The sequence below is a fragment of the Gottfriedia sp. NPDC058432 genome, from assembly GCF_042721555.1.
Classification (GTDB): Bacteria; Bacillota; Bacilli; order Bacillales; family Bacillaceae_G; genus Gottfriedia.
On the sequence record NZ_JBHXLC010000005.1, the window covers coordinates 116,652 to 134,340 of the forward strand.

Sequence of the window (17,689 nt, forward strand, 5' to 3'; positions counted from 1 at the left end):
GAATTAGAAATCATTTCTTAAAATAAAAAAAGACAATCACCTTATCGGTAAATTGTCTTAAGATTCATGGTTATACTATTTTGAATTTAGATTTGGAATTGATTATCCCTTTTAAATTTGCGGGATACATCTTCATATACTCCTGAACCAAACATCACACCTATTAAAATTAAAATAAAACCGACTACTTGAGTTAAAACAATTTTTTCACCTAAAAATAATACCGCACCAATAAGTGAAAAGAATGGATTTAAATTTAAAAATATAGCCGCCTCTGTTGTGCCAACCTTACCAAGAGCAAAATTATATAGCATATGCCCCATAGCTGTTGCAACAACTGCTGATGCAAAAAATACCGCCCAAATTCCTACTGAATGATGCACCATACTAGCCAATCCACCCGGCTCAAGTATTTGGCTAATTCCAAATAATATAATCGAACCCATCACTAGCATATATCCAGTCATTAACCGTGGATCTAAAGTCTTTGAAACTTTTTTAATTAAAACAAAGCTAGATGCTTGAGCTAAGATTGCTAAAAACACATAAAAATCTCCATGCGAAACGCCATGAAAACCTCCTCCGCTCTGGAAGACAATAAAAGCAACACCTGCAAAACCAAATAAAACGCCTAAAATTCTAACAAAGTTCATAGTACTACCTAAAAAGAAAACCGACAATAAGGCTGTTAAAAGCGGCCCCATTCCTAGAATTAGACCTCCGTTTGATGCTGAAGTTTGGGAAAGACCAATTGATAAAAAATAATGATGTGCAACTACATTCAATAGCATCGCAAAAAATACATACCCAAACTCTTTTTTAGTAAGTAAACGAACTTTTTTTATTAAAAATAAAATAATAAAAACACTTACTCCAGCAGTGAAAACACGAATAGCTGTCATCGTAACTGGCATAAAGTTCTCTACGAGAACTTTTGTTGCAATTACATTAAATCCCCATACCACCATAATACAAAATAAAATGATATAAATTTGTTGCTTCTTCAACTTCCCCACTTCTTTCTACTGGCCTAAATATAAAAAGAGGGAAATTTCCCCTCTTATATTATCATTCAGAAAACTTTTAATTTACTTTTTCTAATATAGTAAATTTTCGACTTTTATTCAAAGTGTATGCTCAGATTCACTAAAAATATGTTCCTTGTTTTTACTAAAAAAATAAAATACTACCTATAGATAAAGGTAGTATTTGTACTATAAAAATATATGAATAGAATCAAGTACCACAATAAGTCTGATAAGGACGATCTGGGTCAGGAGGTAGTGTACAATAATTTATCTGTTCCTTCGATTCAATAAAAGGATTAGAAAGTGCTTTAAGCAATTTCTCCATCACGCTATAATCTCCGTTCTCTACCGCTTTTTCTAATGCTTCTTCTACGCGATGATTTCTTGGGATTACGGTCGGATTATTGTCTCGCATCAATTGAAGAGATGCTTCATTTGTTTCTGATTGTCTACTTAATCTCTCCTGCCACTGTTTCTCCCACTGTTTAAATTCAGATGATGTAAACAAAGGCATTTCATCTTGAATACCATATGATAATGCTCTGAACGTATTCGTATAGTCGGCTTTATACTTTTCCATTATTTCAAGTAACTCATCAATTAATGACTTATCCTGCTCTTCTTCATTAAATATTCCTAACTTTTTCCTCATTCCTGCAATCCAATTATCTACATAAAGAATAGGGTATTCTGAAATTGCATTCTGTGCTATTTCTAAAGCTTTTTCCTGATCATCATGCAATAAAGGTAATAATGTTTCAGCAAATCGCGCAAGATTCCATCCAGCCATTTTTGGTTGATTTCCATATGCATAACGACCGCGAAGATCAATTGAGCTAAAAACTGTACCTGGGTCGTATGTATCCATAAATGCACATGGACCATAGTCAATTGTCTCACCACTAATTGTCATATTGTCAGTGTTCATTACACCATGTATAAAACCAACAAGTTGCCATTTGATAATTAAGGAAGCTTGACGTTTAATGACTCCTTGAAGAAGTGAAAGATATCGGTTTGGATCATTTTGATCAATTTCTGGATAATGCCTTTGGATTGTATAGTCAGCAAGTTCTTGAAGTTCATTCACACTACCCCATCTTGAAACATACTGAAACGTACCAACACGAATATGACTAGCAGCAATTCGGGTCATAACTGCCCCAGGTAATCGAGTTTCACGCTGGATTTGTTCACCTGTCGTTACTACGGCTAGACTTCGTGTAGTTGGTATCCTAAGCGCATGCATCGCCTCACTAATAATGTATTCCCGAAGCATCGGGCCAAGTGCTGCACGACCATCTCCACCTCGTGAATAAGGTGTTCTACCTGAACCTTTAAGTTGTACATCAAATCGTTCGTTTTTTGGAGTGATCTGTTCACCGAGTAATAAAGCTCTTCCATCCCCTAGCATATTGAAGTGTGCAAACTGATGCCCTGCATATGCTTGTGCAAGTGGCAATCCACCTTCTGGCACTTGATTTCCGGCAAAAACATTTACACTTTCTTCGCTTTGAAGTGATTGAACATCTAGACCAAGTGATAATGCTACCGGTTTATTTAGAACAACCAATTTCGGTGAACTTACCGGATTTAAATCCTGAGTAGCAAAAAAGAATTCCGGTAATTTTGAATAACTATTATCAAAATTCCATCCTGCATCACTTTTTACATTTCCCTGAGTCATCTTATCCGTTGCCATGAACTTATAAAAACCAATAAAAATCTATTAATTTTATAGATCTTGTTTATTTCCCTATTCTACGTGTCCGATTTTGCCAATTAGGCTACTTTCGTTTGATATAACACTCCAAGGGCGTAAATTCGGATACAACGAATCCTACATATCAGTAGTGACGGATAGGTGTCAGATTACTAATTTATATCGTGACAAGTTGATCGCAGCGTTTAAATCTCGATCTAATTCATGACCGTATTCACATTTAAATAATCGGTCTGCTAGTTTTAAATCAATTTTTTTATGTCCACAACTTGAACACGTTTTAGAAGATGGGAACCATTTATCAGCTTCAACAAATTCAATTCCATATTTTTCACATTTATATCGAATTTGGCGTTTGAATTTAAATAAACACTGCTTTGCAATTGATTTTGAAAGATGCCTATTCTTCATCATCCCTTTAATATTTAGAATTTCCATTACGATGCGATAAGGCTTGGTTTTCACGATCTCGCACGTGGATTGATGAAGATGATTTAGTCTGATATTTGTCAACCTTCTATGGAGGTGTTGTATCTTCTTTTCAATTTTTATAATGTTGCTTGTTATGACGAAACGGTTTCCCTCCTTATTCATTTCATATTTATGAGAAACTTGACGTTGCAACCTACGTAGACGTTTCTCCGTCCTTCTCACAGTGCTTGTTTTGTTAATATTTTTCTTCTTAATGCCATCTGAACAAACGGCTAACTCTTTAATTCCTACATCAATTCCAAGTGAAACATTCGTCAGTTCAACAATTGGTTTTGATTCTTCAATGCCTACAGAAAGATACCAGTATTTTCCGTCATGACTAATTCTAGGATTATAGTATTTTTCAACTGGTATACATTCAGAAACGACAACCCAACCGACTTTCTCAATCAAAACTTTATTCCCATCTACTTTCAACTTCACATTGTCGTTATAAAAAGATGGTTTTGAGTTTTTTCTACTTTTGAATCGTGGTTGATCAGTTAACCCTTTAAAGAATTTTTTATACGCTTCACAAAGATCTTTTATCGCTTGTTTTGTAATATTATTCGATACTTCATACAACCAAGAAAATTCATCAGTTTGTTTTAATACAGTTAATACCTTTCTCAATCGGCCATCAGAAATAAATGCCCCACCTGCTTTATAATTTTCTTCTTGCTTAGACAGCGCCCAATTATATGCCCAGCGTGCTGTACCAACTGATTTCCATAATTGTATTTTTTGTTCTTTAGTTGGCCTTAATCTGATTCTCTTCGCAAGAATCATTGTTTTGTTCCGATTTTTAATAGTTTGTTTAGTTCCACCAATTGAATCAAATTTCAAATTACTCACCTCATGTAAATTTAAACACAATAGGTGAATTTCAATTAGAACGAATTGTGACATTTTTATAGATTTTAACAAATTAAAATTAGCTGTTGAATACCTCCTATTTATCGTTACATTCAGTGGATGATTATCCAATTAAATATCCTAACGATGATTTCTTTAAAAAAGACTCGAATTAGCAATTTCGAGTTACTGCTATTAGATGCCCAATAAACTTTAGGCTCTGTCTTATTTTCTATTATTTCCTCTTATTCTTCAAGAATATGGTCTATTTTGGAATAAGACTTAACTTTTTCAAAATTCTTTAGACATAAAAAATACCTCTTTAGATCATCACATCTAAAGAGGTATTTCTTCACTTTCTTTTAAATTCCACACTTCAACTGAACTTGGCAATTATCACATGTATTACAACCACCATGTTCAACTACAGTACCAGCTAAGCAGATTGGACAAGTGTCGCCGTTTTCTACACCTACGTTACCTGTTTTAACTTGAGCAGTTTCATCAGTATTGTTATTCGTTGCATCTTTTATACTTTCAACTTTTTCTAGTTCTACATTTGTTAAATCATTTTCTTCATTTGTTAGCGATAGTACTTGGGCATCACGTGAACCGTCTACATATACAGTCCCGCCTTTTGCTCCACCTTTGTGTAATCTTTCATACACTTTTGCTACTTGTTCAACAGAATAACCTTTAGGAGCATTAACTGTTTTACTTATTGAAGAATCAATCCATCTTTGGATAATACATTGAACATCAGCATGCGCTTCTGGAGAAAGGTCCATTGTTCCAACAAATTGTTCTGGAAGATGTTCAATCATCTCATAAACGTTTTCTTCATTTACTTCATATCCGTTAGCTTCTAACCATTCTAGTGCGATATCAGCTACAACTGGAATAAATTTACCTAAGCGTCCTGAACGGAAGTATACGAAGTTGAAATAAGGCTCAAGTCCAGTGCTAACATTCATCATCGTTCCAGTACTTCCTGTAGGAGCAATTGTTAGTAAGTGCGAATTACGTATCCCACTTTCTAAAACAGCTTCACGAATTTCTTCAGGCATTTTTTTCATATAGCCTGAGTTAATAAAACGTTCGCGTCCATCTTCAAAAGTCGATAAGAACGGGAATTCTCCCTTTTCTTCCGCTAAATCAATTGAAGTTTTATAAGCAGTAGTTGCAATCACTTCAAAAATTTCATCAACTAATTTGTTGCCGGCTTCTGATCCATAAACTAGACCACAACGGATTAGTAAATCATGTAATCCCATTACACCTAATCCAATACGGCGTTCACCTTTTGCTTGCTTTGTATTCTCTTCTAGGAAATATGGCGTAGCATCGATTACGTTATCTTGCATTCTCGTTCCGATTTGAACAGTTTGCTTTAACTTTTCCCAGTTAACTTTGCCATTTTCCGTCATTTCGGCTAAGTTAACAGCAGCTAAGTTACAAACAGAGAATGGAGCAAGTGGTTGCTCTCCACAAGGGTTTGTTGCAACTACTTTCTGACCATACGATACAGCGTTCGTCATTTTATTTGCATTATCTAAGAAGAAGATGCCTGGCTCAGCAGAATAAGTTGCACACACATTGATTAAATCCCAAAGTTCTTTTGCTTTTATAGTGTGGTACGTTCGTACACCATATCCACGGGCAGCCCATTCACGTACATCTCCACATTCCTGCCATTCTTGATCATAAATTAAACGCATTTCATCATCATAGTTTTCTAAATCTGGGAATTGAAGCTTGTATTCTCCATCATTTTCAACTGCTTCCATAAAATCATCCGTTAAACAAACAGATATATTTGCACCAGTTAAAAACTCAGGGTTGTGAACTGAATACTTACCACCATCATTAAGCAGTTCTTTTGCCTGTTCTATTTCAGGTGTATTTAATTTTCCTTCAATTGTTGCAATATGAATTAATGCTTCATAAGCTGCTTTTTCAGTTGCACTAATTGGCTCGAACTTTAATTTACGCTCTACTTCTTCACGAATTAATTTCGATTTTGTAGTTTGCGCAATATAGCGTAAAACCTTTGGATTTTGGTTCTTTGATACGATAAACTCTACAATATCAGGATGGTTGACGTTCATCATAATCATTTGCGCACCACGTCTTGAACCACCTTGAATAACTAAATTAGTTAATTCAGATAAATCATGTAACCAAGAAACTGATCCACTTGAGCGTCCATTCACACTATATACAATTGCATCGCGAGGACGTAAAGTTGATCCATTTGTTCCAACGCCACCACCACGTGACATAATTTCCATTACCTTCTTACGGTGCTCACCAATCCCATCACGAGAATCGTGAATATGAGGCATTACATAACAGTTAAAGAATGTTGTTGAAGCGCCTGTACCGGCACCAGCCAAAACACGTCCCGCTGGTACAAAAGTTTTGTTAGCTAAAATTTCATAAAACATATCTTTTACTTCGGAGAATTTTTCTGGAGTTTCTGCAGATGCAAGCCCACGTGCCACACGGTCTGCAATTTGTTCGTAGAAGATTTCAAGTGGTTTGTCTACTTTATTAAATGCAACTGTAATGATTGCTCCGTCTTCAAACTGAGAATCTAATTGAACAGTTACTTCTTCCTGACTATTGTCAATAGCAATTACTTCACCATAACCACGACGAGGAAACTTTGGATCATCCTTATATGTTAGTACAACTAGGTCACCTACACCTAATGTAACAAGCTTAATATCTTTAAATGCGTATCGATCTAACATAACCGTTCTAGATACACCTTTAAAAGTTGTTTTATGCATTTTTGGATCAATAGGTGTAATCATTGGAAAATGCATTATGTCTTGATTTAATTTCTGTATATTCGCAGGTAATTCAGCATCAATTATTGTATTTATCATCACCTGTTCCTCCTCGCAAAAGATTATATCGATTTTACCTTATATCGATATATAGGTGTTTTCTTTCTTTTTAACACCCATATGTAGTATTTATCCCGTCTCAACAAGATATAAATATACCGAGTTAAGAAGTAAAAGTCAATGTAAACGACTGAAATAAACTTATTTAAATTTGCTCTATTTCCTACAAATTTCATTGACAAATAAAAATTTTACTACCTGATGTTTAAAAATAACTACAAGAATTGCTTACTCATAAATAACCTTCAATAGAAAGATTGTTCATATATTTTTTTAAATAAGCATGCTAATTTCTCTATTAAATAGTGTACAATTTATAGATATTAAAGAATGGAGAAAACACATGGTAACTTGTAATGAAACGAGAGTCATTAGAACAAATTTAGTTCTTCCCAATGATGTAAATAGTCATAACACTTTGTTTGGTGGAAAATTAATGAATGACTTAGATATAATCGGAAGTATATCAGCAATGAAATTCTGCCGATCTTCAATTGTAACTGCTTCAACTGATTCAGTGGACTTTCTTCACCCGATCACGATGAAAGATTCGGTCGCATTCGAAAGTTATGTAACTTGGACTGGTACCTCATCGTTTGAAGTATTCGTTAAAGTAATTGCAGAAAACTTAAAAACGGGTGAGGAGAAAATCGCAGCAACCGCCTTTTTAACTTTTGTTGCCTTAGATCAAGATGGAAATTTAGTTAAAGTTCCACAAATTGTTCCCGAAACTGAGGAAGAAAAATTCTTATATCAAGGCGGAGAAGAACGCGCAAAAATCCGTAAAAATAGAAGACTTAAAAGTAAGGAATTAGCAGACTTTTTTTATAAAAAATAGAAATAGGCTCTGTTAAAGTAATTGTTGGTTTTTAAACAAAAGAGAATAAGACCACAAAATGTGGTCTTATTGCTGTTGAAAAAAGTATTTGTCCATTAAATTGTTAGATTGATCATTGATTTTTCATAGAAATTCATTTGATGTTTGTATTTCAATATTGACTCAATATATTTCTTTTCCTACTCATTAAAGCAATGTTTTAGTTGAATATAGTTTACAAAGAAATGATAGGTACCAAAATAAAAAATACTCCTAAAAAGACGATCAATCCTTTTGCAATGTACCATGGCAATAATAAAAAGAGTTCGACTGAAAAGTATATACTCCCTCTGATTTTTGCTTTCTCATGACGTTCTTTTGTATGGAAGTATGCAATCACTATTATTCCTATTCCAATTACTTGTACAACCTAAGCACCTGATGAAAAATAACTATCCAATTTGATTCTCCCTTATCAAACCATTTTAACTATCCATTCTTCTATTTTAGTTGTGACTTCATCTTTATCCTTTGAGATAAGTTCTACTAATGGATTTTCCCAGTCCAAATTTTGAATTATGTATAATTCTAAAATCCAGAATATAAATTATGTCCTCCATACTATCCTAAATCCAATATAAGATTCTTACTACTGTTTTCGAGTTGTAATAAATCCTCGTTTAAATCCCACCAGTTTTCATCATTTTCATCCTTCAATTCTTACGGTTTTAATTCCTTAAATGTGTTGTAGCATACTTGTCATCCAGATTGAATTCGAAGGGGTTGTAATTTTTTCATTAAATCCTCCTAAGCACGATCTAGTACAACTAAAGCATTGCGTTAATTGAATATGAAATAATATTTACTCATAAATAGCTTCTGCACATTGCCAGATTTTTTTGCCATTTAGCGTAAAGATGCCATTTTCTTTTGTTTTAGCAGAATTTATCATGGCTTGTGCCAATATATCAGTCGCCAGAGGTTTTAGAGAGCGGAAAATTCCTATTTTATTAAAAAACTGTATGGCTTTGAAACTTACAACTTCCATTGTTCTATCGGTATTTTTTCGTATTAATAAAGGTGGATTAAAAATTGTCAACTTGGGAAATCCTAAAGATTTTATAGCATTTTCTAGCTGCCCCTTCATCTTTGTATAAAAGAAGGGAGAATTTGGAGACGAATAACCGGAAGATACCAATACATAATTATTCACATTGTTTTCTCTAGCAAATTTAGCAAACTGGAATTGATACTCGTAATCAACTTTCCATTGAGCTTCTTTACTTCCCGCCACTTTAAGGGTAGTACCCAAACACGAAAATAAAACATCGCCTTTCACTAAATATTTCCAAAGATCTGGCTTATCAAAGTCAATAACATTAACCTTTAATTTTTTATGTTGGATATTTAGATCACGCCTCACAAAAATATCTACCTGTTGAAAAGTATCGTCTTGTAACAATAAATTCAGTAAGTCCTTACCCGTAGCCCCGGTTGCTCCTAATAATAATGCGTGCATGTTCTTCCCCTCACATATTCTTTATAGTCTCTAAAATTCTTTCCATAAATTAATTAACTCTTTAAATGCGGATTGTTTAATGTAATATCAGAATAAATTTTAGCTAATTGTTCAGGTGTTTCTTTTGTACCACTATCAATCCACTTTTCAAGCATGTGCCAAATTCCAGCTGAATGGAATTCAGTATAATACGTTAAAAAGGTATCGTCGAAATTGTTCATTAAATCAGCTTTGAACTTTACAAAAACGGTAGGTGCATAATCCTGCAATTGGTTCAGCAAAATAATAAAAAGGTCATTTTTATGAATAAGTTTCAGAAAGTGAACGTGTTCATACCAAAATTTAAAATATTGATAGGACATTGAATATGGTGTTAGCGATTCTAAAGCTTCAAATTCTTTATCAGCCTCTTGCATTAGCTCTCCGATGTATTCATATAGTACTTCCTCTTTAGAAAGGAAGTTACGATAAAATGTTTTTCGTACTAAACCTGCTGCATCCGTAATTTCCTTAATTGATATCTTCTGATAAGGCTTTTCTTCCATTATTTTCAACAGTGATTGAATGATCATTTGTCTCGAACGAATCGAAATCGGATTATTACTTTTTTCATTATTCATTGCGGTTAACTCCTTTTTAAACAAATGTCCCTAATTCTCAAATCTGTATCACTTACGCTCAACATATTGACTTCAGTTTCTATTTATCATTATAATTCAGTTGAACAAGTGACACAAGTGTGTATCTAGACACGATTGGTACATTTTATATAGGAATAATTATTGAAGGAGTGAGAAAATGAGTGAGAAAAAAAGAGGCGTTGTTCTGATTACGGGAGCTTCTGCGGGGATGGGTAAAGCCACAGCAGAACTTCTACTAGAAAAGGGATATATAGTTTATGGAGCCGCAAGACGTATAGAGAAGATGAAAGACCTTGAATTAAAAGGTGCTAAGATTTTAGCGATGGATGTAACAGATGAACATTCTATGGTAAATGGTGTGAACAGAATTATTCAAGAACAAGGGAGAATCGATGTATTGTTTAATAATGCAGGATATGGCTCTTATGGTGCGGTAGAAGATGTGCCATTAGAAGAAGCAAGAAGACAATTTGAAGTGAACCTTTTTGGTCTTAGTCGCTTAACTCAATTAGTCTTACCACACATGAGAAATCAAAAATCGGGAAAAATTATCAATAATTCCTCTATGGGTGGAAAAGTGTATACACCATTAGGTGCATGGTATCATGCGACAAAGCATGCACTTGAAGGATATTCTGATTGCCTCCGATTTGAAGTTGCTCAATTTAATATTGATGTAATTGTTATTGAGCCAGGATCAATTGAGAGTGAATGGAACGATATTACATTAAATAACGTTCAAAAAACATCCGGAAATACAGCATACGCGAATATAAGTAAAGCTTTCGTAGATATGTCAAAAACTGCACCTAAATCGACTTCTCCAAAAGTCATCGCAGAAATCGTCTTAAAAGCGATTGAATCTAAGAAACCAAGAACTCGTTATGTAGCTGGTCAGTTTGCAAAACCTTTGATGTTGTTGAGAAAATTAGTATCTGATCGAATGTTCGACCAAATTCTTTATAAAATGTTTAAGATTAAGTAATCTAAAGCAGAGTCTTCTAACAATCCCTATTTTTAGGGATTGTTTTTGTTTATTCTTATGAATGTCTTTTCATTTCATATTCAACTAAACTGCTATTTTGTTGAATATGAAAATCAACAATATACTTTAACAGAGTCAACAAAAAAGAATAAATTTATCAACTTCTGAAATTACAACTCAGGTCTTTGAAGACAAACTCGGTTATATACGAGGTTTTAGACAATTAAAGAGCAAATAAATCTAAAATTTTCACCACTTTGTAACATTTTTCACAAACTATATTTAAAAATAATGATATTATCAAATAGAAAAGAATTTGATTTCTTTTCCCCTTTTTTAACTTTTAAAAATTTTTAAGCCCTTTAAAAAATCTTTAAAATCTATCATATTCCTTTCCTTTAGCCCTATTGACTTGACACTCTCAAATAGGGCTCTTTTTTATTAGTTTTATTAATAAAAATTTACTGATATTTGGACTAGAAAAAGACTGTCTAAATTCAATCTTTAAGAAACTCTTATTCAACTAGAGCATGCGTAAGTTGAATAAGGATTACGAAAAGTTGACACTAAGTTGTCTTAGACTCTTTTTTAGAATCTAATATTTTGATAACAATATAGCTAATTATGACTGAGGATAGGATGAAATATAAATGGATTACATATCTAAGTGCATAAGCAGATAATAAAACTGTAACAATTGGAGATATTAAAATACCTCCCCATTTATTTTTAGTAAAAAATAAATAGCAATTACGAAAAAAACTGCGGCTATTACTGGGATTAAAACAATCCATTCCTGACCTTCACCAATAATCATGTATCTATCCTTTAAGTAAGCGAATTTTTCCATTTTCAACCCCCTACTTAAAGTACTTAATTGAAACTCCCTAATATATAAAATGGGATTAAATACCAATAAATTCGATTTTTATATTAAATTACCTCCATTTTTTCTTTAAAATAATTGAACAATTTATTTCTCTCTAATCCAACTAAACTGCCATTTACTTAAATAAAAAAAGCCACATATTAGCAGCTCTTGATCTTCAACTATTGCAATGCGTTAGTTGAATAAGAAGTAACACTAATATAGTGATATTGCAAACTCGTTTAGAAAATAGTCTTTTGTATCTGAATATTATTAGTCTCCAATATAAAAAATACATTGAAACAGACAAATGAAAAATTCTGGGTCTTGGATAGGGCAGTCTTCTTCAATTTCTAAATATGTCTTGAACCATTCAGTAGTTTTCATTTTCCATCTTGCCACTTCTTTACCTTGATAATAGAACCTTACCCAATCCATTACTTCTTTTTTCATAGTAAACTCATTTGCTTGACTTGTAATAAGGAATTCAGGTGCTATTTTTAGCCAAGTTTTATATGTTATTTGGAATATCTCGTTAGTTTTAAAGTTGAAAACTTGATAATATGGATGTCCACTCCACTTAGTTGTCTTTTTGCACTGATAAACAAGTTCTCCATCATTTGAGTAAACGTCAACTTGAGTGAACCAATCAATACTCCACCAATAATTTATTATTCTTACTAAGAGATTTTTATAAGTTCTTTTGAATTTAAATCTCACATTCCCCTGTTCATCAATCACATTAATTAATTTACCTGAATCCTTAATTTTCGGGGGAGAGTAGGTATATTTCTGCATATTAACTCCTATCGATTATTCATAATCAAAATTATCATTTCATAATACAGTTATACAAAAAATAGGATTCAAGAAAGTTTGTTTATTTTCTCAAATTCATGAAAAAATTAAGATTAATAAACCCATAGAAATCCCTAAAATTTGATTTAATTATCCACCCTTAAATTTTTCCATATTTAACCATTTTTAGGTTTAGTATTTTAAAGTCCTATAGTACTAATCTGCCATTTTGTTGAATAAAAAAAATCGACTAAACAGCCGATCTTGTTGTTCAACTAATGCATGCTTTAGTTCAATAAGACTAAAAGTTTACAAAGTAAAATGCTCTTTAAATATCAATTTAAATCTTGGCTTAAAATCAATTTCTATTGTTTGCTGAGAATCTTCATTAATAACTGTTAAAAGTACACTTGAAAAATCTCTTTTATCTGCTGTAATCTCAAATTTCTCAACTCGCTTTAATTCCAAAAGCGATAACAATCTATCGGAATTTGGCTGAGTTACTTGTATTTTCACATCACCATATGATGGAGAAACTGTAACAACAAAGTTTTCTTCCTCATTCGAAAATTGATATGTTGCTTGATTATAATAAAATGGCAAATCTTTTGTATTGGAATCGAATAGTTTAGGTTCACACTCAAACAGCGAAAGAAAATCGTTTTCTTCAGGGAAATCTCTCACTAATAATCATCACCTTTCAATATTCTATTTTAACATTTCTTATGCAACTAAACTGCCATATAGTTGAACAAGAATCATTATTTTTAACAGAGCAAAAAAATAAAAATGGGACGACAAATTTCGTTCCCATTTTAGTTTGTTAAACAGTCATTTTCCAACTAGATAACGCTAACCAATTTTCTCTTTCCTTATATTCTGGAATTATTTTACCTACAAGTCGCCAAAAGGACCTGTCGTGATTCATATGAACCATATGGCACATTTCATGAACAACTACATAGTCAATCACCTTTTGAGGTGCCATTGCTAATTTCCAATTAAATGTTAGTTGCCTTTTTGAATCACAAGTTCCCCAGTTTGTTTTACTATCAGTAATACGAATAGACGACGGCTTTACTTTAAAATTGCTTTGATACTTCTGAATACTTTTTTCAACTATTGCTTTAATTTGTTGATAATAAAATCTTTTAAGTGCCTGTTTTATTCGTTCATCCTCTAGTTGTTTTACAATAATATTTAGCCTATTTCCTTCAAAAACTACCTGATCTTGTTGAATACTTTCATCGTGTGAAATTTGGATAGGATATGAATTCCCTAAATAAAGAAATGTCTCACCAAATTCATAAGTCCGTTCTTTTGGACCACGAAGTCGTTCCTTCATTTCATTTGATTTTTGAAGAATCAACTCCCAGTTAGCCTCTAAAACTTCAATGACACTTTTATCAGATGCATCTTTAGGAGCCTGAACCTCAACATTTCCATAAGCATCTATATAAATACCGATCGATTTTCGCTTTTTATACTTTATATTAAAATTGATTGTTTCGTTTAAATATGTATGTATCATTTTTTATCACCTATATTATAATTAACCTTTTGATTACTTTTCTTAATTTCTAATCCTGAAACTTAGTTACATTATATAATATACTATAAAAGAAGCTTAATTTTTTCAAAGTAAGCTTCTTACTCAAGTTCACCCTACATTTGAATACCACCAATTTCCGATTCAAACCGATTATGATTTAAAAGATCTAAGTTTCGATCAATATTTTTGGATTCACGAAAACGAATTACCCATAAACCAGCCTTCAGCATCCAACTACTTGGGCGTGCAACCATGTTTCCAATCGATGCAACCTCATTATCATGCACTTTAATTAGCCCTTCCCACTCAGCTTCATTAGCTGCAGCAAGCTTTTTCGCAAAATCCCAGGCATAATTTCGTGACTTTTCTAGGCTAAAGTTTATTATTGCCTTTGAAGCTTTTGGGTCAACATGATCTAAAAATCCAATCCACGGCGAAATTCGATCCATGTCATCCCTTACCTCGTCCACTAGTGACGCCAAAATACTATTTATTATCATAAAGTCATTGTAAAGAGATAAAATATCAGAGCCTTGACATACCTTTGCAGCAGCTACTCCTAGATCCAAATTAATATGAGCATTAATGCCAAGCAATAAATGCTGTAACAAAATAGATTGACGTTTTTCAGCGTGACGAAACGCAAATTGCCAACTGAGACTTAAAGGTTCCCCATTTAAATAATTTTTAAGTGCTTTTAAATAGAAGTTTGCAAAATTCACATCCAGACTTTCCATTCTTGCTCCGTCTTCGAACTGATTAGTTAAAATTCCATCTTTCACTTTAATCGTTACCAATCGATATAAAGAAGCAAAATAACCTAGTTTATTTTTTGTTTTATTACTCATTGAAATAATCTCATCTAATTGTTCAATTACATCATCGATTGTACTTGCGTTTCCTATTTTCTTTGAAAGACTATTCATTACTCACTCTCCTAAATTGTGTGACAAGTATGTCGTATTAGATTTGTTAATCAATATGCTATTAGTGTTGAAAAGATACTTTTAATAGTAGGGCTATCTTTTGATATTCAGTGTGTCTTTTGAGAATTCCTTCGTTATTGCGAACAGTTCATGAACTTCGCTTAAATAACAAAAAAAGAGCGACTCATTATGAGTTGCTCTTTTTATTTATTTTTGACCAATATTTTGTAACCAAATATCGATTGCTTTTATAGAGTAATATGTTTTCCCCTCAATTTTAATAATAGGCATTGGATTTTTGCTATTTTTATATTGATTTAGTAATGATGTTAGTTCACTTTCCGTGAGACCTAAATACATTTGTAAATCTAATTCATTTATTAATTGCGTATTACGCGTTAAATCTTGATTATTCATTTCAATTTGTTGATTTCTTGTAATACTATCCAATGAATTAGAGATTAATCTTGTACTTATTAAAAAACAAATACTAAAAAAAATAATAGAAATAACTAATAAATTGTTCTTGTATTTCAAAAACATTCTCCTTAATTAAGAATTCACCTTTCTTCATTTAAATTCACTCCTTGCTATGTATTTGACTTTTATTATATTTCAGTTTCTCTATTAATTGGTTTCAATAAAGTGAAGGAAAGATGAAATTAAATCATTATTCTAAATTTGTTCACAATTTCTGATGACTACAATTGAAAAAAATCCACAAGGCAATTACCTTGTGGATTCTCTTTATATTTAATCAATGAAGTACTAATGTTTCGGCTAATTCTGATCGCTGTCAGGTAATTTATCAAAATCCTTAAGCAATCCTTGAATATTTTTCTCATAAACAGAACCAATTTTAACAATAGGTGGTTCAGGACGCGTACGTGCATAAATGCTTTCGTAAAGATCTTCTATTTCTTCGCCTGTTAAGTCGCCTCTTTTTAGTAGCTCTTGTGCGATTGAGTGTACGAAATCGGCGTGTTCAGTAACAAGTTTTTTTACTTGGTTCATTTGGTCTTTTAGAAGAAGGTTAATTTTTGGTCGTAGTGCTCTAAGGCCTTCTGCTTGAGAGCCTAATGCATTCCAGCTGAATAGCTCGTCGCCCATTCCAACTAAACCTAAATATGCACCACCAAGTAGGGTCGCTTGTTGTAAATCAGATGTGACACCGTTTAATTTCTTGTGGAGAAACTCTTCTTCTACTGCTCTTGCTGCCAAACAAACTTGGATTGCTGCAAGTATTTCGCTATCGCTTCGATTATATCTTTCTGTTGTTGGCTTAGTCGCAGCCAGACCAAGTGCGTCACCTCTACGAATAATCGTTACCTTCCATACTCGATCATGTGGCTTTAACAAATATTGAGCTACGGCGTGACCTGCTTCATGATACGCTACATTTCTCTTCTCATCTTCACTCATCGATCTAAGTGGCTGCTTAAGTCCCCACTCATACGTTTCCATTGCATCTCGGAAGTCAGTGTAATTTGCAAGCTCAGCACCTCGTTGATGAGCAATTACGACAGATTCATTCACTATATGTTTAATTTGTGCAGGACTATATCCAATCGTATCAAGAGCAGCTCGCTCTGGTGTTAAAGTTGAATCGATTTTCACCTTTTTTAGATAATATTGGAAAACGTCAATACGTCCATCATAATCAGGAGAATCTACCCAAAGTTTTCGGTCAAAACGCCCTGGTCGTAGTAATGCTTGATCAAGTACATCAGGTAAATTTGTAGCTGCAATCGTTAGAACTGGGGGACGCTCTGCTTTCTTTTTACGTAAGCCGAGTGATCGAAGAAATTTTGCTATTTTAGAACTATCAATGTTTGGAGGATCCATTTGTAGTAATAGCTCATTCAATAATCCAGAACCCATTCCCATACCGAACAATCCACCACCACCGGCTCCCCCCCCTTGACGAGACATACCAATTGCGTCGACTTCATCGATAAAAATGATACACGCTCCGTAAATATTAGCTAACTTTCTAGCCTTTTTGTAAATTCCCATTACTTTCAAATTCCCTACACCAAAGAACATGTTTTGAAAACTTGGAGCCGAGGCATAAGCAAATGGTACTTGGGCTTCATTCGCAATAACTTGTGCAAGATAAGACTTCCCTGTACCTGGAGGACCGCAAAGCAGCAATCCACGAATTGCCTCTCCTCCCATCTCTTTAAACGTTTTAACACCTTTTAATAGTGTTACGATTCGTTTTGCATTTTCAACAATCTCAGGGTTCCCACGATAATCATCCCACGTCGACCCTGTCTCACCTGGTAAGATCCAATAGGTACGACCTCTGGCTAGAAACCAGAAAATTGCTACAAACTGGATGATCGCCATGAAAATCATAACAGCGAACTGAAATAAAAGACTAACAATCGATATTGCTACACTCCAGTATGTTGGCCCTCCTTTAACAAGCACAACACCAATAAAAACAATTACAGCTAACCAAATTAATACTCTTCGCCATTTAACCCATTGATATTTTGTCATAAACATTCTTCCTTCTAGGGAATTTTTTGAATATTCTATGAAAAAATCAGCCCATTGGTGCCTAGAAATATATGTATGCAAAA

Annotated in this window: 15 protein-coding genes; 2 read left to right on the forward strand and 13 right to left on the reverse strand. The window is 33.3% G+C overall.

Annotation, left to right across the window (positions count from 1 at the left end):
- Nucleotides 1–86: 86 nt before the first annotated feature.
- The 4 genes from ACFWM3_RS07465 to ACFWM3_RS07480 all read right to left on the reverse strand — a co-directional run bounded on the left by ACFWM3_RS07465 (nucleotide 87) and on the right by ACFWM3_RS07480 (nucleotide 6,971).
- The gene (locus tag ACFWM3_RS07465; RefSeq protein ID WP_056468099.1) at nucleotides 87–1,007 is read right to left on the reverse strand and encodes a DMT family transporter; all 921 of its coding nucleotides are present in this window, start codon (nucleotides 1,005–1,007) and stop codon (nucleotides 87–89) included.
- Nucleotides 1,008–1,236: 229 nt separating this feature from the next.
- Nucleotides 1,237–2,715, reverse strand: coding sequence for a protein adenylyltransferase SelO (locus ACFWM3_RS07470; RefSeq protein WP_390310964.1), 1,479 nt, complete (start codon nucleotides 2,713–2,715; stop codon nucleotides 1,237–1,239).
- Between the two features lie 180 nt (nucleotides 2,716–2,895).
- Nucleotides 2,896–4,011: an RNA-guided endonuclease InsQ/TnpB family protein gene (locus tag ACFWM3_RS07475; protein WP_390310965.1), complete on the reverse strand. Its 1,116-nt coding sequence runs from the start codon at nucleotides 4,009–4,011 to the stop codon at nucleotides 2,896–2,898.
- A gap of 428 nt (nucleotides 4,012–4,439) precedes the next feature.
- Nucleotides 4,440–6,971: a vitamin B12-dependent ribonucleotide reductase gene (locus ACFWM3_RS07480; RefSeq protein WP_390310909.1), complete on the reverse strand. Its 2,532-nt coding sequence runs from the start codon at nucleotides 6,969–6,971 to the stop codon at nucleotides 4,440–4,442.
- 364 nt (nucleotides 6,972–7,335) lie between these two features.
- Here ACFWM3_RS07480 and ACFWM3_RS07485 point away from each other — a divergent pair, with 364 nt between their 5' ends.
- Nucleotides 7,336–7,830 (forward strand): acyl-CoA thioesterase, encoded by a 495-nt coding sequence (locus ACFWM3_RS07485; RefSeq protein ID WP_390310910.1) that lies wholly within the window; start codon nucleotides 7,336–7,338, stop codon nucleotides 7,828–7,830.
- Nucleotides 7,831–8,671: 841 nt separating this feature from the next.
- Here ACFWM3_RS07485 and ACFWM3_RS07490 read toward each other — a convergent pair.
- Together ACFWM3_RS07490 and ACFWM3_RS07495 are read right to left on the reverse strand one after the other, a co-directional pair.
- On the reverse strand, nucleotides 8,672–9,328 hold the full coding sequence (locus tag ACFWM3_RS07490; RefSeq protein ID WP_390310911.1) for an NAD(P)H-binding protein: 657 nt from the start codon (nucleotides 9,326–9,328) through the stop codon (nucleotides 8,672–8,674).
- A 53-nt stretch (nucleotides 9,329–9,381) separates the two neighbouring features.
- Nucleotides 9,382–9,948, reverse strand: a complete 567-nt coding sequence (locus ACFWM3_RS07495) for a TetR/AcrR family transcriptional regulator (protein ID WP_390310912.1) — start codon at nucleotides 9,946–9,948, stop codon at nucleotides 9,382–9,384.
- A 178-nt stretch (nucleotides 9,949–10,126) separates the two neighbouring features.
- On the opposite strand from ACFWM3_RS07495, the gene ACFWM3_RS07500 reads away from it, so the two are divergent.
- A complete protein-coding gene (locus ACFWM3_RS07500; RefSeq protein ID WP_390310913.1) occupies nucleotides 10,127–10,954 on the forward strand; it encodes an oxidoreductase in 828 nt (275 codons plus the stop codon).
- A gap of 706 nt (nucleotides 10,955–11,660) precedes the next feature.
- On the opposite strand, the gene ACFWM3_RS07505 is transcribed toward ACFWM3_RS07500, so the two are convergent.
- The 7 genes from ACFWM3_RS07505 to ACFWM3_RS07535 all read right to left on the reverse strand — a co-directional run bounded on the left by ACFWM3_RS07505 (nucleotide 11,661) and on the right by ACFWM3_RS07535 (nucleotide 17,606).
- Nucleotides 11,661–11,804 (reverse strand): hypothetical protein, encoded by a 144-nt coding sequence (locus ACFWM3_RS07505; RefSeq protein WP_390310914.1) that lies wholly within the window; start codon nucleotides 11,802–11,804, stop codon nucleotides 11,661–11,663.
- A gap of 291 nt (nucleotides 11,805–12,095) precedes the next feature.
- A complete protein-coding gene (locus ACFWM3_RS07510; protein WP_390310915.1) occupies nucleotides 12,096–12,620 on the reverse strand; it encodes an LURP-one-related family protein in 525 nt (174 codons plus the stop codon).
- Between the two features lie 309 nt (nucleotides 12,621–12,929).
- Nucleotides 12,930–13,304 (reverse strand): hypothetical protein, encoded by a 375-nt coding sequence (locus ACFWM3_RS07515; protein WP_390310916.1) that lies wholly within the window; start codon nucleotides 13,302–13,304, stop codon nucleotides 12,930–12,932.
- 139 nt (nucleotides 13,305–13,443) lie between these two features.
- Nucleotides 13,444–14,151 (reverse strand): M48 family metallopeptidase, encoded by a 708-nt coding sequence (locus ACFWM3_RS07520; protein WP_390310917.1) that lies wholly within the window; start codon nucleotides 14,149–14,151, stop codon nucleotides 13,444–13,446.
- Nucleotides 14,152–14,285: 134 nt separating this feature from the next.
- A complete protein-coding gene (locus ACFWM3_RS07525; protein ID WP_390310918.1) occupies nucleotides 14,286–15,098 on the reverse strand; it encodes a DUF5995 family protein in 813 nt (270 codons plus the stop codon).
- Between the two features lie 207 nt (nucleotides 15,099–15,305).
- Nucleotides 15,306–15,635 carry a hypothetical protein gene (locus tag ACFWM3_RS07530; protein ID WP_390310919.1) on the reverse strand — a complete coding sequence of 110 codons (330 nt, stop codon included), beginning with the start codon at nucleotides 15,633–15,635 and terminating at the stop codon, nucleotides 15,306–15,308.
- Between the two features lie 243 nt (nucleotides 15,636–15,878).
- Nucleotides 15,879–17,606, reverse strand: coding sequence for an AAA family ATPase (locus ACFWM3_RS07535; RefSeq protein ID WP_390310920.1), 1,728 nt, complete (start codon nucleotides 17,604–17,606; stop codon nucleotides 15,879–15,881).
- Between the last annotated feature and the right edge of the window lie 83 nt (nucleotides 17,607–17,689).

Excerpts from the sequence above, each read along its gene's own strand:
- ACFWM3_RS07525 (WP_390310918.1), bottom strand. The coding sequence starts at position 15,098 with ATGAATAGTCTTTCAAAGAAAATAGGAAACGCAAGTACAATCGATGAT.
- ACFWM3_RS07480 (WP_390310909.1), bottom strand. The coding sequence starts at position 6,971 with ATGATAAATACAATAATTGATGCTGAATTACCTGCGAATATACAGAAA.
- ACFWM3_RS07490 (WP_390310911.1), bottom strand. The coding sequence starts at position 9,328 with ATGCACGCATTATTATTAGGAGCAACCGGGGCTACGGGTAAGGACTTA.
- ACFWM3_RS07505 (WP_390310914.1), bottom strand. The coding sequence starts at position 11,804 with ATGGAAAAATTCGCTTACTTAAAGGATAGATACATGATTATTGGTGAA.
- ACFWM3_RS07520 (WP_390310917.1), bottom strand. The coding sequence starts at position 14,151 with ATGATACATACATATTTAAACGAAACAATCAATTTTAATATAAAGTAT.
- ACFWM3_RS07495 (WP_390310912.1), bottom strand. The coding sequence starts at position 9,948 with ATGAATAATGAAAAAAGTAATAATCCGATTTCGATTCGTTCGAGACAA.
- ACFWM3_RS07475 (WP_390310965.1), bottom strand. The coding sequence starts at position 4,011 with ATGATTCTTGCGAAGAGAATCAGATTAAGGCCAACTAAAGAACAAAAA.
- ACFWM3_RS07535 (WP_390310920.1), bottom strand. The coding sequence starts at position 17,606 with ATGACAAAATATCAATGGGTTAAATGGCGAAGAGTATTAATTTGGTTA.
- ACFWM3_RS07500 (WP_390310913.1), top strand. The coding sequence starts at position 10,127 with ATGAGTGAGAAAAAAAGAGGCGTTGTTCTGATTACGGGAGCTTCTGCG.
- ACFWM3_RS07485 (WP_390310910.1), top strand. The coding sequence starts at position 7,336 with ATGGTAACTTGTAATGAAACGAGAGTCATTAGAACAAATTTAGTTCTT.
- ACFWM3_RS07470 (WP_390310964.1), bottom strand. The coding sequence starts at position 2,715 with ATGACTCAGGGAAATGTAAAAAGTGATGCAGGATGGAATTTTGATAAT.
- ACFWM3_RS07510 (WP_390310915.1), bottom strand. The coding sequence starts at position 12,620 with ATGCAGAAATATACCTACTCTCCCCCGAAAATTAAGGATTCAGGTAAA.